Origin of the sequence: Stenotrophomonas sp. 22692 (assembly GCF_052045015.1) — a bacterium.
Classification (GTDB): Bacteria; Pseudomonadota; Gammaproteobacteria; order Xanthomonadales; family Xanthomonadaceae; genus Stenotrophomonas; species Stenotrophomonas geniculata.
Window position 1 is genome coordinate 1 of the sequence record NZ_JBQEMR010000006.1, and the last position, 14691, is coordinate 14691.

Annotated in this window: 14 protein-coding genes; 8 read left to right on the forward strand and 6 right to left on the reverse strand. The window is 68.0% G+C overall.

Going from position 1 to position 14691, the window contains the following annotated elements; genetic code table 11:
* Nucleotides 1-67: 67 nt before the first annotated feature.
* Together ACTJJM_RS07645 and rmuC are read right to left on the reverse strand one after the other, a co-directional pair.
* Entirely contained in the window at nt 68-466 is a 399-nt protein-coding gene (locus ACTJJM_RS07645) for a hypothetical protein (protein WP_241874152.1), read from the reverse strand.
* Nucleotides 467-537: 71 nt separating this feature from the next.
* Nucleotides 538-2094, reverse strand: a complete 1557-nt coding sequence (gene rmuC, locus ACTJJM_RS07650) for a DNA recombination protein RmuC (RefSeq protein ID WP_241874153.1) — start codon at nt 2092-2094, stop codon at nt 538-540.
* Between the two features lie 45 nt (nt 2095-2139).
* On the opposite strand from rmuC, the gene ACTJJM_RS07655 reads away from it, so the two are divergent.
* A complete protein-coding gene (locus ACTJJM_RS07655) occupies nt 2140-2745 on the forward strand; it encodes a glutathione S-transferase family protein (RefSeq protein ID WP_010487466.1) in 606 nt (201 codons plus the stop codon).
* A 161-nt stretch (nt 2746-2906) separates the two neighbouring features.
* On the opposite strand, the gene ACTJJM_RS07660 is transcribed toward ACTJJM_RS07655, so the two are convergent.
* A complete protein-coding gene (locus ACTJJM_RS07660; RefSeq protein ID WP_440865379.1) occupies nt 2907-3914 on the reverse strand; it encodes a zinc-binding alcohol dehydrogenase family protein in 1008 nt (335 codons plus the stop codon).
* 91 nt (nt 3915-4005) lie between these two features.
* On the opposite strand from ACTJJM_RS07660, the gene ACTJJM_RS07665 reads away from it, so the two are divergent.
* The 3 genes from ACTJJM_RS07665 to ACTJJM_RS07675 are packed head-to-tail and all read left to right on the forward strand — an operon-like array spanning nt 4006 to nt 6052.
* A complete protein-coding gene (locus ACTJJM_RS07665; protein WP_440865380.1) occupies nt 4006-4977 on the forward strand; it encodes a LysR substrate-binding domain-containing protein in 972 nt (323 codons plus the stop codon).
* A gap of 14 nt (nt 4978-4991) precedes the next feature.
* Entirely contained in the window at nt 4992-5621 is a 630-nt protein-coding gene (gene leuE, locus ACTJJM_RS07670) for a leucine efflux protein LeuE (RefSeq protein ID WP_440865381.1), read from the forward strand.
* Nucleotides 5618-6052, forward strand: coding sequence for a hypothetical protein (locus tag ACTJJM_RS07675; protein ID WP_010487459.1), 435 nt, complete (start codon nt 5618-5620; stop codon nt 6050-6052). The genes leuE and ACTJJM_RS07675 overlap by 4 nt, the downstream gene beginning before the upstream one ends.
* Nucleotides 6053-6075: 23 nt before the next feature.
* Here the strand turns inward: ACTJJM_RS07675 and ACTJJM_RS07680 are convergent, their stop codons facing one another.
* Entirely contained in the window at nt 6076-6978 is a 903-nt protein-coding gene (locus ACTJJM_RS07680) for a LysR family transcriptional regulator (protein ID WP_029380155.1), read from the reverse strand.
* A 121-nt stretch (nt 6979-7099) separates the two neighbouring features.
* On the opposite strand from ACTJJM_RS07680, the gene ACTJJM_RS07685 reads away from it, so the two are divergent.
* Both ACTJJM_RS07685 and ACTJJM_RS07690 read left to right on the forward strand, forming a co-directional pair.
* Nucleotides 7100-8095: an aldo/keto reductase gene (locus ACTJJM_RS07685; protein WP_010487455.1), complete on the forward strand. Its 996-nt coding sequence runs from the start codon at nt 7100-7102 to the stop codon at nt 8093-8095.
* Between the two features lie 175 nt (nt 8096-8270).
* Nucleotides 8271-9698: an amino acid permease gene (locus tag ACTJJM_RS07690; RefSeq protein WP_440865382.1), complete on the forward strand. Its 1428-nt coding sequence runs from the start codon at nt 8271-8273 to the stop codon at nt 9696-9698.
* Nucleotides 9699-9799: 101 nt separating this feature from the next.
* On the opposite strand, the gene ACTJJM_RS07695 is transcribed toward ACTJJM_RS07690, so the two are convergent.
* Both ACTJJM_RS07695 and ACTJJM_RS07700 read right to left on the reverse strand, forming a co-directional pair.
* Nucleotides 9800-11041, reverse strand: coding sequence for a dipeptidase (locus ACTJJM_RS07695; protein WP_440865383.1), 1242 nt, complete (start codon nt 11039-11041; stop codon nt 9800-9802).
* Between the two features lie 138 nt (nt 11042-11179).
* Nucleotides 11180-12349, reverse strand: coding sequence for a class I SAM-dependent rRNA methyltransferase (locus ACTJJM_RS07700; protein ID WP_043397689.1), 1170 nt, complete (start codon nt 12347-12349; stop codon nt 11180-11182).
* Nucleotides 12350-12722: 373 nt separating this feature from the next.
* Here ACTJJM_RS07700 and ACTJJM_RS07705 point away from each other — a divergent pair, with 373 nt between their 5' ends.
* Both ACTJJM_RS07705 and ACTJJM_RS07710 read left to right on the forward strand, forming a co-directional pair.
* Nucleotides 12723-13685, forward strand: a complete 963-nt coding sequence (locus ACTJJM_RS07705; protein ID WP_010487446.1) for a TerC family protein — start codon at nt 12723-12725, stop codon at nt 13683-13685.
* A 106-nt stretch (nt 13686-13791) separates the two neighbouring features.
* Nucleotides 13792-14562, forward strand: a complete 771-nt coding sequence (locus ACTJJM_RS07710) for a rhomboid family intramembrane serine protease (protein ID WP_019336827.1) — start codon at nt 13792-13794, stop codon at nt 14560-14562.
* The last annotated feature ends 129 nt before the right edge of the window (nt 14563-14691 follow it).

Sequence of the window (14691 nt, forward strand, 5' to 3'; positions counted from 1 at the left end):
CCCCCCCCCCCCCCCCCCCCCCCCCCCCCCCCCCCCCCCCCCCCCCCCCCCCCTCTACAGGCAGGATTCAATCCACGCAGATCATGCCCTGCGCCTTGCCCTCATCAATGCGCTGGCGGCATCCGAAGTTCTGGCGCACATCGCGCTGGCAGATCCCGGTGGCGACGCTGCCGACAGTCACCTCGCCGCCGGCCAGGCACTGGCCCATGCAGTCGCTCTTGCGGCTGCAGGCCTTGCCGGCGTCGGCGTAAGGAATCACGCACTGTTCGCGCTGCAGCCGGCCCAGCCGCTGCAGGGTGCCGCCAGCGGCCTGGCAGTCGACGTCGCGCGCTTCGCGGTACGCCTCGGCCGCTTCGGGGCTGGTGGCTGCGGCGGATGCCGCCGCCGTATCGGCAGCCGGTGGTGTGCTGCTGCAGGCGGCAAGCAGCGCGGTCAGGACTAGGCTGGTGAAGCGGCGCAGGCGCATGACGATACCTGATCGAAGCGGACAGGCCGCCAGCATACGCATCGGCGATGCAGGCGGCGTGTCAGCGTGGCTCAGGCCTCGTCGCCGTCGCCTTCACTGCCCTCGTCCTCGGCGGCCGCATCACCCTTGGCCAGATCGCCGAGCAACGACTGTGCCTGTTCGGACGCCAGCGACTCCACGCCACGCAGGCGCCGTTCGATGGTGCGGGTCTTGCGGCTGGCCTCGCCGATGCTGCGACCCACCGTGGTGATCTGCTTCTCGGCCTTTTCGAGGATGCCGGCGAACTTGCCGAACTCGCTCTTCACCGCACCCAGCAGGCTCCACACCTCGCTGGAACGCTGCTCGATGGCCAGCGTGCGGAAGCCCATCTGCAGGCTGTTGAGCAGCGCGGTGACCGTGGTCGGGCCGGCCACCACCACGCGGTGCTCGCGCTGCAGCAGGTCGACCAGGCCCGGGCGCCGGATCACTTCGGCATACAGGCCCTCGGTGGGCAGGAACATCACCGCGAAGTCGGTGGTGTGCGGCGGCGCGATGTACTTGTCGCAGATCGACTTGGCCTGCACGCGCACCGCGCGTTCAAGCTGGATGCCCTGCAGGCGCACACCCTCGGCGTCTCCCTGTTCCTGCGCGTCCAGCAGGCGCTCGTAGTCCTCGCGCGGGAACTTGGAGTCGATCGGCAGCCACACCGGCGTGTCGTCGCTGCTGCGGCCCGGCAGGCGCACGGCGATATCGACCATCTCGCCACTATCCGGGCGCACCTTCACCGCACGCGCGTACTGCTCCTGGGTGAGCGTCTGCTCGAGGATGTTCTCCAGCTGCACTTCACCCCAGCTGCCACGGTTCTTGACGTTGGTCAGCACGCGCTTGAGGTCGCCGACGCCGGTGGCCAGCTGCTGCATTTCGCCGAGGCCACGCTGCACCTGTTCCAGGCGCTCGGAGACCAGCTTGAAGGAATTGCCCAGCCGCGTTTCCAGCGTGGACTGCAGCTTCTCGTCCACGGTGTGGCGCATCTGCTCCAGCTTCTGCGCGTTGTCGTTCTGCAGCGCGCGCAGCTGTTCTTCCAGCGTCGTGCGCATCTCGGCGATGCGCTGCTCGTTGCGCTGGGTCAGTTCCTGCAGGCGCAGGCCAAGGCTTTCGGTCAGGCGCTGCTGCGACTGCGCGCCCTCCTCGCGGCCCTTGCGTGCATCGTCCACCAGGGTCTGGCGCAGCGCGCCGAGCTGGGTATCGGTACGCCCGGTGAGCTCCTGCAGCTGCTGGCCAAACGCATGGATGCGCGCTTCCTGCTGCTGGCCGAAGGTCTCCAGCTGGCCCCGCAGTTCCTGCAGCCGCTGTCCCATCAACGCCGCGCCCCTCTGCTGGCTCTCGGCCGCTTCGGCGCGCGCCTTGCGGGCATCTTCGCCCAGCGCTTCGCGCAGCAGGTCCAGGCGCTGGTCGGTGCGGGTGGACAGATCGGTCAGCGCGCGGGCGAAGCCATCGAGCTGTTCGCGCAGTTCGCTGCGCCCGGCGCGCGCCTCCTCCCGCACCGCCTGCTCCAGGCGGTCGTGCGGCGGGCGGCGCAGCAGGGCGACCAGCTGCAGGATGAGCACGGCCAATAGAAGACCGCCAATGAGCAGATATTCGGTTTGCATGGGGCAAGTGTAGGCTGGCCGAGTCTCAGCTGCTGCGTCAGGACCATGCTCGCTCTGTACGGAAAGCCCACCTCCATCAATGTGCGCAAGGTGCTGTGGCTGTGCGCCGGTCTGGACTTGCCCCTGCACCACGAACCGGCCCCCCCGCCGGACCTGCTGGCCGCGCTGAACCCCAACCGGCAGGTGCCGGTGCTGCGCGATGGCGACTTCGTGCTGTGGGAATCCAACAGCATCTGCCGCTACCTGGCCGCACGCGCCGGTCGCGAGGATCTGCTGCCACCTGCAGCGAAGGACCGGGCCCGGGTGGAGCAGTGGATGGACTGGCAGGCCAGCGACCTCAACAGCGCCTGGCGCCACGTGTTCATGGCGCGCGTACGCCAGCATCCGGACTACCCGGACGATGCCCGCGCCGAGGCCAGCCTGGCGCAGTGGAACCGGCTGATGGGTGTGCTTGAAGCCCAGCTGGCCGCCACCGATGCCTACGTGGCAGGCAGCACCTTCACCCTTGCAGATATCGTGCTGGGGCTGTCGACCCAACGCTGGCGCAGCACGCCGGGCAGCAAGCCCGCGCTGCCCCACCTCGTCGCATGGTTCGAGCGCCTGCGAGAGCAGCCCGGTTTCGCCGAACACGTCGACAACGGCGTGGCGTGAGCCGTGGTTCCCGCAGCTGTTGGTAGGTGTCGCCCCTGGTCGACACGGCTGATCCACGCCATGCGTGGATGAAGCTCCGTAGAGCCGAGCCTATGCTCGGCTGACGCCCACGCGCGAACGGCAGCCGAGCGTGGGCCCGGCTCTACAGACAGCGTCTGCTCCTACCAGCCTTCCAGCACGATCTTGCCCTTGGCGCGATGGCTCTCCAGCAGCGCATGGGCACGGCGCAGGTTGGCTGCGTCGATGCGTCCGAAATGCTCGCCCAGGGTGGTCTGCAGCACGCCCGTGTCGATCAGCTCGGCCACCCGGTTCAACAGATCGTGCTGGCGCTGCATGTCGGCGGTGCGGTACAGCGGCCGGGTGAACATCGATTCCCAGTGCAGTGACAGCGCCTTGCGCTTGAGCGCCATCACATCCACCTGGCCCGGGTCATCGATCAGGCCGAGCTGGCCCTGCGGCGCCAGCAGCTCCACGATCTGCGCGTAGTGCTGGTCGGAGTGGGTCAGGCTGGCCACGTGCTGCACCTCGCTGATGCCGAGCCATGCCAGGCCCTCGGCCAGCGGCAGGCTGTGGTCGATCACGTGGTGCGCGCCCATCGCGTAGACCCAGTCCTGGGTATCCGGACGCGAAGCGGTGCCGATCACGGTCAGCTTGGTCAGCTTCCGCGCCAGCTGCACCAGGATCGAACCGACACCACCGGCAGCACCGATCACCAGCAGGGCCTGGCCCTCGCCACCGCCCTCGGGAATACGCAGACGGTCGAACAGCAGCTCCCAGGCGGTGATGGCGGTCAGCGGCAACGCTGCGGCGGCCGCATCGTCGAGACTGGCCGGCTTGCGGCCGACGCTGCGCTCGTCCACCAGCTGGTATTCGGCATTGCTGCCCGGCCGGTCGATCACGCCGGCGTAGTAGACCGCATCGCCAGGCTGGAACAGGGTCACCTCGCTGCCCACCGCATCGACGATGCCGACCGCATCCCAGCCCAGCACGCGCGGGCCGTCGGTGGCCACGCCACGGCGGACCTTGGTGTCGACCGGGTTCACCGCCACCGCGCGCACCGCCACGCGCAGGTCACGCGGGCCGGGCTGTGGCAGCTCCAGTTCGATGTCGATCAGGGCCTGGGCATCATCGATCGGCAGGCCGGCTTGGGTGTAGGCAATGGCGCGCATGGCAGCGGTCCAGTGGGGAAGGAGGCGACAGGTTGCGCCGCGCGCGCTCCCGCAGAAAGGCGCAGAATCGGGCAGCACTTTCACTCTGGCAATGAAGATGATCCGCTTCGACGATCTGCAGCTGTTCGTCCGCACTGCCGCGCTGGGCAGCTTCTCGCAGGCGGCGCGCGAGGCCGATCTGCTGCCGGGGCAGGTCGCCGCGGCGGTGGCGCGGCTGGAACGCGAGCTGGACCTTCGCCTGTTCGTGCGTACCACCCGCAGCCTGCGCCTGACCGGCGAGGGCGCACTGTACCTGCCATATGCGCAGGAGGTGCTGGCCACCCTGCGCGAGGGCCAGGCGCGCGTGCAGGGCGAGGACACCGAGCTGCACGGCACCCTGCAGCTGTCGGCGCCCTCGGACCTCGGCCGCAACCTGCTACTGCCCTGGCTGAGCGCCTTCCGCGCCGCGCACCCGCGGCTGCGCCTGCACCTGCGCTTGTCCGACGAGGTGGCCGATGTGTTCCGCGACCCGGTCGACGTGGCCATCCGCATCGGCCACTTCGACGACGCCAACTACGTCGCCCTGCCCCTGCTGGAAGGCAACCGGCGCGTGCTCGCGGCCTCGCCCGACTATCTGCAGCGGCGCGGTACGCCCACACGCCTGGACGAACTGCGCGAGCACGACTGCCTGGTCTACCAGCTCAGTGGCCGCGCCTACGATCGCTGGTCGTTCGAGGTTGACGGGCGCCGCAGCGTGATTCCGGTGCGCGGTCCGCTGGTCTGCGACGACGCCGATGTAGTGCGACGCTGGGCGGTGGCCGGCGAAGGCATCACCTACAAGTCCTGGCTGGACCTGCGCGAGGACGTGCTGGCCGGGCGCCTGCAGCTGCTGCTGGACGGTGTTGGCAGCAGCATCCCGCTGCAGCTGGTATGCCCGCACCGCAAGCAGTTCTCGCCAGCGGTACGGCAACTGCATGCGCAGCTGCGCCAGCACCTGCAACCGCTGCTGTCTGGCATGCCCGATGGCCTCGCCAGCCCCCTGTCGCCAAGTGCAGCACTGGCCGACAATGGCGGCCCCCCGTAAGAGAGAACGCCGCCATGCCGTGGATGGGCATCCAGGACCTGTGGACGTTTCTGGTCGCTGTGCTGGTGTTTCTCGCCCTGCCCGGCCCCGGCACCTTCACCCTGCTGACCGCCACCGGCCGGGGCGGCGTGCGTGGCGGCTACACCGCGCTGGCCGGCCTGCTGGTCGGCGACCAGATCCTGATGTGGCTGGCGCTGGCCGGTGTGGCCGCACTGCTGAAGGCCAACCCACTGGTGTTCCACGCCGTGCAGTACCTGGGTGCGGCCTACCTGGTGTGGGTGGGCATCAGCCTGCTGCGCACGCCGAAACACGAGGGGGGTGACGCCGGCCCGATCCGCATGCAGACGGGCCGCTACTTCCAGCAGGCGATCCTGGTCAGCCTGCTCAACCCGAAGGCGATCCTGTTCTACATGGCCTTCCTGCCGTTGTTCATCGATCCGAAGGCACACCAGGGCATCGCCACCTTCGCGGCACTGGCCGGCATCATCCTGGTGGTCAGCATCGGCTACTGCTCGATGCTGATCGGTGTGGGCAACCTGGCCCGTCGCCGGTTGATCCAGCACCCGCGGATCAGCGATGCGCTGCGCCGCGTGGCCGGCCTGTTCCTGGTGGGGTTCGGCATCCGGTTGGGGCTGAACGGATGATCCGGCGGCTGCTGGTGCTGGTGTTCATCGGGCTTCTGGCCGACACCGCAGCGGCCAGCGTGCAGGACCATCGCTGCCTCACCGGGGGCCGCAACGACGGCATCCACCTGCTGTGGCGCTGGCTGGACGATGGCAGCGCCGACGTGCAGTACGCCGGGCAGCGAGGCCGCCTGCAACTGCAACAGGTGTCGCAGGAAACGACGGTGCTGGCCGAAGACCGCCCGTACCAGTTCGACAGCGTCTGGGAAGAACGCATCGGTGGCCGCCTCAATGGGCGCTACTACCTGAGCACCCAGGGCGCGCACGTCTACGGTTTCAGCTACGAGCGCGCCCGCGACGGGCGACGTATCGAGTTCAACGAGGACGTCGAGGCGTGGCACGAGGATGGCTGCCATTGGCCGGGAGGCGTAGCGGCGCGCGTGGTCGATTGAAGCATGCCAACCAAGGTTGGCATCTACCGGTGGTGCATCTCCGCGCGCAGGTGATCGATGAACACCCGCAGCTTGGGCGCCATCTGCTCACGCGCGGGGTAGTACAGGTGGAAGCCGGGGAACGGCGGCTGCCAGTCCTGCAGCACGCTCTGCAGTCGCCCAGCGGCGATGTCGTCGGCCATCAGCGAAGCGAAGCCTTGGGCCATGCCCAGCCCCGCCAGCACAGCGTGATGGGCGACGCCGGCATCGTTGAACACCAGCCGCCCGCTCACTTCCACGTCCAGGTCGTGGCCTTCGCGGCTGAACTCCCAGGGCATCAGCCGGCCATTGGCCAGGCGGTGCACGATGCAGGCGTGGCCCTGCAGGTCATGCGGGGTCTGCGGCACGCCATGGCGTTCGAAATAGGCCGGCGTGGCCACCACCACCTGGCGCTCAGGTGGCCCGACCGGCACCGCGATCATGCCCTGTGCGAGTGATTCGCCGAGGCGGATGCCGGCGTCGAAGCCCTCGGCCACCAGATCGGTCAGCGCCGGGTCGACGCACAGTTCCACCTGCACCTGCGGGTAGCGCGCAAGGAAATCGGGCAGCCGCGGCAGGACCATGCGATCGGCGACGATGCGCGGCAGGGTCACACGCAGCCGCCCGGCAGGCACCGAGCGCGCGCTGTCCAGTTCGGCAAAGGCCTGGTCGATCTGGTCCAGGCCGCCGCGCACGCGCTGCAGGAAGCGCGCGCCGTGTTCGGTCAGGCTGACCCGCCGTGTGGTCCGCTGCAGCAGGCGCACGCCCATCCGCGCTTCCAGCGCGCGCACGCTCTGTGACAGCGCCGAGGTCGACACGCCCAGGGCATCGGCGGCGCGGGTAAAGCTGGCGTGCTCGGCCACGTGGACGAAGGCGACCACAGCGGTGAGGGGGACGGAGGCATCCATTGTGAAGCCAGTCTTCAAGGTAAGTCCGGTGGCACGCAGTTTATCCACATGATGACGTGGAGGATGCTGTGCCCCTCGTCACTGCCCATCCAGGCGTGGCGCCTTCCCCAAGGAGATCCGCATGAAGACCCGTACTCTCGGCCGCGCCGGCCCCACCGTGTCCACCCTCGGCCTGGGCTGCATGGGCATGAGCGCCTACTACGGCGGCCGCGGCAGTGACGATGACGGCATTGCCGTCATCCGGCACGCGCTGGACCGGGGCGTGACCCTGCTCGACACCGCCGATGTGTATGGCCCGCACACCAACGAGGTGCTGGTCGGCCGCGCGATTGCCGGCCGCCGCAACCAGGTGTTCCTGGCCAGCAAGTTCGGTATCGGCCTGGACCCGACCGACCCGAAGGGGCGGCCGGTCAACGGCCACCCGGACTATGTGCAGGCCGCCTGCGAGGCCAGCCTGCGCCGCCTGGGCGTGGACCACATCGACCTGTACTACCAGCACCGCGTCGACCCGACCGTGCCGATCGAGGACACCGTAGGTGCGATGGCACGCCTGGTGGAACAGGGCAAGGTGCGCTGGCTGGGCTTGTCCGAGGCCTCGGCGGCCACCCTCCGCCGTGCCCATGCGGTCCACCCGATCACGGCGGTGCAGAGCGAGTACTCGCTGTGGTCGCGCGATCCGGAGCAGAACGGAGTGCTGGCCACCACGGCGGAACTGGGCATCGGCTTCGTGCCGTATTCGCCGCTGGGCCGTGGCTTCCTGACCGGCGCCATCCGCAGCCCGGACGACTTCGACGCCGACGATTACCGGCGCACCTCGCCCCGCTTCGAAGGCGAAAACTTCCAGCGCAACCTTGCACTGGTGGACACCGTACAGACGCTGGCCGCCGAGCGCGGCATCGCCGCCTCGCAGCTGGCGCTGGCCTGGGTGCTGTCGCGCGGCGAGCACATCGTGCCGATTCCGGGCACGACGCGGCGGGTACGGCTGGACGAGAACCTCGGTGCGCTGCAGGTGGAACTGGATGCGGCCACGCTGGACGCACTGGATGCGGCCTTCCCGCCGCATGCCGCGGCCGGTGAGCGCTATTCGGTCAGCGGCATGGCCAACATCCAGTCGTAGCAGCGGCCGGGACCATTGCACACCGGTGGCTGCCGCCGGATTGTGCCGATTCCGGCAGCCTGGCCGGGGCGCAGCGCGCGCCCCGCTATGCATGACCCCCGTCAGTGGTAATGCTGCGCTGCGTTCGGTCACACTCGGGAACTTGTCGTTCTTAGTCACCCCTTCCGAGGCCTGCATGTCCCTGTTCCGGCGCAAGTCCCTAGATTCCGTCACCGTCCACGAAGCCGGCAGGCGCCTGATCCCCACGCTCAGCTGGCCGCACCTGATCGCGCTGGGCATCGGCGCCATCGTCGGTACCGGCATCTATACGCTGATCGGCGTGGGTGCCAACCTGGCCGGCCCGGCCGTGCTGATCTCCTTCGCCATCGCCGGTGCGGTCTGCGCCTGTGCGGCGCTGTCCTACGCCGAGCTGTCGACGATGATGCCGGCCGCCGGCAGTGCCTACACCTACAGCTACAGCGCGCTGGGCGAGGTGTTTGCCTGGGTGGTGGGCTGGAGCCTGATCCTGGAGTACTCGCTGGTGGTGAGTACGGTGGCGGTGGGCTGGTCCGGCTACTTCGTCGGCTTCCTCGAATGGGTCCATACCCAGTTCGGCTGGAACGTGCACCTGCCGGCCTGGCTGGCGGCCGGCCCGCATGTGGAAGGCGGCATGATCAATCTGCCGGCGATCATCATCACCTGGCTGGTGGCCGGCATGCTGATGGCCGGCACCAAGGAGAGCGCGACGCTCAACGCCATCCTGGTGGTGTTCAAGCTGATCGCGCTGGCCATCTTCGTGGCCGTGGCCCTGCCTGCGTTCGACAGCGCCAACCTGCAGCCGTTCATGCCCTACGGTTTCGCCAAGTCGATGGGCCCTGATGGCGTCGAGCACGGCGTGATGGCGGCAGCGGCCATCATCTTCTTCGCCTTCTACGGCTTCGATGCGATCTCCACCGCCGCCGAGGAAACCAAGAACCCGGGCCGCGACCTGTCGATCGGCATCATCGGTTCGATGATCGGCTGCACCATCGTCTACGTGCTGGTGGCGCTGGCCGCCGTGGGTGCGATGAGCTACGCGGTGTTCGGCCACAGCGCCGAGCCGCTGGCCCTGATCATGCGCCAGCTGGGCCATCCGACCGCGGCGATGGTGATCGGCGTGATTGCGATCATCGCCCTGCCGACCGTGCTGTTGGCCTTCCTGTACGGCCAGAGCCGCATCTTCTTCGTGATGAGCCGCGATGGCCTGCTGCCGCGTCGCCTGTCCAAGGTGAATGCACGTACCGGCACGCCGGTGGCGACCACGCTGTTCACTGCGGTGGTGGTGTCGGCGCTGGCCGGTGTCGCCCGCCTGGACGAGATCGCCGCACTGGCCAACGCCGGTACCCTGGCCGCGTTCACTGCGGTAGGCATCTGCCTGGTGGTGCTGCGCCTGCGCGAGCCCAACCGCGAACGCACGTTCCGTACGCCGCTGGCCTTCGTGGTCGGCCCGCTGGCCGCGCTGGGCTGCATCTACCTGTTCATCAGCCTGCCGCATACCACCCAGCTGTACTTCCTGCTGTGGAACGTGGCCGGCCTGGTGCTGTACCTGCTGTACAGCCGACGCCATGCGCTGATCGCGAAATAGACCGATCACCGGTAGTGGGGGGAATCTGGCGGCGCCACCACAAAGAGGCTCTACCCCCCACTGGGCGCCCCCCCCCCCCCCCCCCACCACCGCAGGGCGTTTCAACCGCCCTGCTTTGCGGCGTAGTCCTGCGCCTGGCGCATCACCCGCAGCAGGTTGCCGCCCCAGATGCCGGCGATCTGCTTCTCGGTATAGCCCTTGCGCAGCAGCCACGCGGTGATCTTCGGCAGCTGGCTGACATCGGGCAGGTCACTCAGGCCACCGCCGCCATCCCAGTCCAGGCCAATGCCCACGTGCTCGGGGCCGACCACCTTGAGGATGTGCTCGAAGTGGGCGAAGAAATCGTCCAGGCTGGCATGGCGCACTGGATGCTCGTGGTCCAGCGCCTGCTCGGCCTTCAGCAGGGCAACGCCCTGTTCGATGCCCATGCCTTCCCAGCCACCCAGCTGTTTGCTCAGCGCTTCCTCGGCCTGCTTGCGCTCGGGCGTCTTTGCGGTGTCGATCAGGTAACCACCATAGGCATTCACCTGGATCACGCCGCCGGCCTTGGCCAGCTTGCGCAGGCGCGCGTCGTCGAGATTGCGCGGGTGGTCGTAGACCGCCTTGGCCGAGCTGTGCGACAGCACGAACGGTACCGGCATCATTGCCAGCAGATCGTCGAACACCGCATCCGATGCATGTGACTGGTCGATCACGATGCCCAGCTTCACCGCCTGCCGCACCAGGTCCTTGCCGGCCGGGCTCAGGCCTTTCCATTCCGCGCCCTTGGGATCGGTGGCCGAATCGGCGAACTCGTTGTTGGCGAAGTGCACGGTACTGAGCAGGCGCAGGCCGGCGCGGTGATAGAACGAGAGCAGGCTAGGGTCTTCCACCAGCGGGCTGGCGTTTTCCATGCTGATGTAGACCACGCGCTTGCCGGCAGCCTTGATCCGCGCCGCGTCATCGGCGGTCAATGCCAGCGCGAAACGCTCGGGATTGGCGGCCAGCATTTCGCGGATCTCCAGCAGCCGCTGCAGGCCGTGGTCACGCTCGGCCAGATGGGCGGCGGCGGTGCGGTCGCCCTGGTCGGTGTAGATCGCCCAGAAACCGCCGTCCAGCGCGCCTTCGACCATGCGCGGGTAGTCCACCTGCGAGAGCGCGTTGCGGTCGTGGCGCTGCTCGATGTCGAAGCCGCTGCGGCCGAAATTGGCCGGCGTATCCAGATGGCTGTCGAGGGTGACCAGGCGCTGCTGCAGGGCCTTGGCGCGGACCAGTTCCTGTGCGCTGAACTCGATGGCATGAGCCGACAGCGGCGCGCACAGCGCCAGGGCAAGCACGACGGACAGGTGGCGCAACGATGGCATGGGCTCTCACCGGCAATGGGAAGAGCCCGACCATAGCGCTGCGGCCGCGCATTGGGTAGCGCCGGGCCACGCCCGGCGGATCTTGAGGCTGTCAGGCAGATCAGCCGAGCATGGGCTCGGCTCTACAGCGTCCCGCGGTCAATCCACCACGCGGCAGAACACGGCCTTGAGATAACGCGATTCCTGCACGTGGGCCATGAACGGATGGTCCGGACCGGCGCCGGCCACCTTCAGGATCTGGATCGTGCGGCCGGAGAAATAGGCCGCGCGGCGCAGCATGTCGAGGAACTGGTCCTCGGCCACCAGGCCGGTGCACGAGAACGTGGCGAACAGGCCACCGGGCTTGACCACGCCCAGCGCCAGCTTGTTCATGTCCAGGTACTTCTTCAGCGCGGTGATGACCTGGTCGCGGTCGCGGGTCATCTTCGCCGGGTCCAGGATCACCACGTCGTACTGCTCGCCGCGGTTGGCGGCATCGCGCAGCCACGGGAAGATGTCGGACTGGACGAACTTCGGGCGCACGTTGTTCAGGCGCGAATTGCCCTTGGCGATCTGGATGACGTCTTCATCGATGTCGATGCCGACCACTTCCGAAGCGCCACGCGCCGCCGCATACACGGCGAAACCGCCGGTGTTGCAGCACAGGTCGAGCACGCTCTTGCCTTCCACCTGCCGGCTCAGCCATTCGCGGTTCTCGCGCTGGTCGGCAAAGAAACCGGTCTTGTGCGCACCGGCCGGGTCGGCGCGGAACTTGATGCCGTACTCGGTGATCACCGACGCTTCGGTGGTGGTGTTGCCGTGGAAGTCGAAACTTTCCTGCTTCTGCACGTGCTCGTCGGCGAAGCTGTGGAAGCGGCAGCCTGGGAACTGCTCGCGCAGGGCGTCGTAGATCCACTCGCGATGGCGGAACATGCCGGCGGCGAAGAACTCGACCACCACCAGATCGCCATAGCGGTCGACCACCAGGCCGGACAGGCCGTCGCCTTCGCTGTGCACCACGCGCCAGGCATCGGAGACCGCATCGAGCTTGAGCACCTCACGGCGCAGCGACACCGCCTGGGCGATCTTGCGCGAGAACCAGCCGGCATCCACCGGCACGTTCTGATCGGTTTCGAGGATGCGCACGGCGATGCGCGAGTGCCCGTTGTAGAACCCGCGGCCAATGAACTCACCATCGATGCCGACGACGTCGACGATGGAACCGGGCTTGGGCCGGACGGTCGGCTTCTCGACCAGTTTCTGGAAGATCCACGGGTGGCTGGAACGCCACGCATTCTTGAGGCGGACAATCGGAAGGGGGGTATTCATCCACCTATTGTAAACCGGGCACCGGGGTCAGATTCCCGCAGCGGCTCTGACCCGGGCCGGCATCCCAACCAAGGTGGGCATCTACCAGAGCGGGGGTGCGGAGCCCTGTTGGGGATCCGACCCCAGTGCAGGGGCATTTGACGGCGGCCCGGCCAAGCCGCAGAATCGGCGTCAGAAGGGGAGTAGCTCCCAGACGTTGTCGCCGTCATTTCGAGCCCGCAGGCTCCGGTGCAACGGCAGTTCCAGCCGACTGGGACTGCGAGCGAGACCTTCGCCGTACTGGCGAAGCTCTGTCCCTGGATCCCCCTCCCGATCCTCCGTTGCAGATCCTCGCCGTCCGGCCTGGCATTCATCTTTCCAACGGACATTCCCAATGCAGACGATCGGTAACGTGTGGTTGTGGGGCGGCTTCGCAGCGGTGGTGGTCATCGCACTGCTGGTCGACCTCGTGTTGATGCGCCATGGTGGACCGCACAAGGTCACCTTCAAGGAGGCCTTGTGGTGGTCCATCGGCTGGGTCGCGCTGGCCCTGCTGTTCAATGCGGGCCTCTGGTACTACCTGAATGAGACTGCCGGCCAGGTGGTGGCCAACAAGGTCGGCCTCGAGTTCCTGACCGGCTACCTGGTCGAGAAGGCGCTGGCGGTCGACAACATCTTTGTCTTCCTGATGATCATGAGCTACTTCGCGGTGCCGGAGGAACAGCGCCAGAAGGTGCTGATCATCGGCATCCTGGGTGCGATCGTGCTGCGTACGATCATGATCTTCGCCGGCAGCGTGCTGATCAGTCAGTTCCATTGGCTGCTCTACGTGTTCGGTGCCTTCCTGCTGTTCACCGGCTGGAAGATGTGGTTCGCCGCCGGCCAGGAGCCGGACCTGGAGACCAACCCGGCCCTGCGCTGGATGCGCAAGCACCTGCGCCTGCTGCCGGACTACGCGGGCAACGCGCTGAGCGTGAAGCGCGATGGCGTGCGCTGGTTCACCCCGCTGTTCGCGGTGCTGATCCTGATCGCGGTCACCGACGTGATCTTCGCGGTGGACAGCATCCCGGCGATCTTCGCGATCACCACCGACCCGTTCATCGTGCTCACCTCCAACGTGTTCGCGGTGCTGGGCCTGCGTGCGATGTTCTTCCTGCTGGCCGGCATGGCCGACCGCTTCCACCTGCTGCCGTATGGCCTGGCACTGGTGCTGGGCTTCATCGGCATCAAGATGATGATCATCGACCTGTTCAAGATCCCGACCCCGGTGTCGCTGGGCGTGGTGGCGGTGATCATCGCCGCCACCGTGGTACTGAGCCTGAAGTACCCGCCGAAGGAAGGCGAAGGCCAGGCCTGAGCCCGACCCGCTGGATGGCGCGGCCGGTGGGATTGTCCCGCCGGCCGTTTCCACTCTCCCGCCGCGGTGGCCTTGGTTTCGCGCCAACCACCGCCATTGCTGAGGTATGGACAACAACGCGCCCCTGCCCGCTGGCGACGTGCCGGCCCCCCGCAATGACCGCTCGCGCATCCTGCGGGCGTTCAATGCCAGCCTGGCCGCCGTGCTGGTGCTGGTGGCCGTGTTCGCGCTGCAGGGCACGTTCGACTGGCGACCGTGGGCGGTCGCGCCGCTGGAAGCCAAGGGCCTGCTTGGCCTGATCGGCGGCCCGATGCTGCATGCCTCGGTCGAGCACATCGTCGCCAACAGCATTGCGATCCTGATCCTCGGCACGCTGGCCGGCAGCGTCTACCCGAAAGCCACCGTTCGCGCGCTGCCCCTGCTGTGGCTGGGCTCGGGCATCGGCGCGTGGATGCTTGGCAATCCGGGCAGCGTGCACCTGGGCGCCAGTGGCGTGACCCATGGCCTGATGTTCCTGCTGGCCAGCCTGGGCCTGCTGCGCCGCGATCGCGCGGCGATTGCCACCGGCCTGATCGGCATGCTGTTCTACGGCGGCATGCTGATGACCATCCTGCCGCACGCCGACGGCGTGTCCTGGCAGTCGCACATGGGCGGCGCCTTCGCCGGCATCATCGCCGCGCTGCTGTTCCGCAATGCCGACCCGCTGCCGCCGCGCCCGCGCTACAGCTGGGAAGACGAGGAAGAAGACATCGAACCGCTGCCCGACGACGAGCTGGAGCCGCCGTCACCGCAGCGCGTGCCGGTGCTGTGGCAGCCGCGCGAAGGCCAGGACTACGTGGTGATCCCGTTCCGCCGGCCGGACGAGCCGCGCAGCTAGGTGACGGTGGTGCCGGCCGCTGGCCGGCAACCTCATGACCCAGTAGTGGCCGACCTTGGTCGGCGCGGTTGTTGTGTGCCAACCAAGGTTGGCACCTACCGGAGCACACCGGCACCCCGGGTAGCGCCG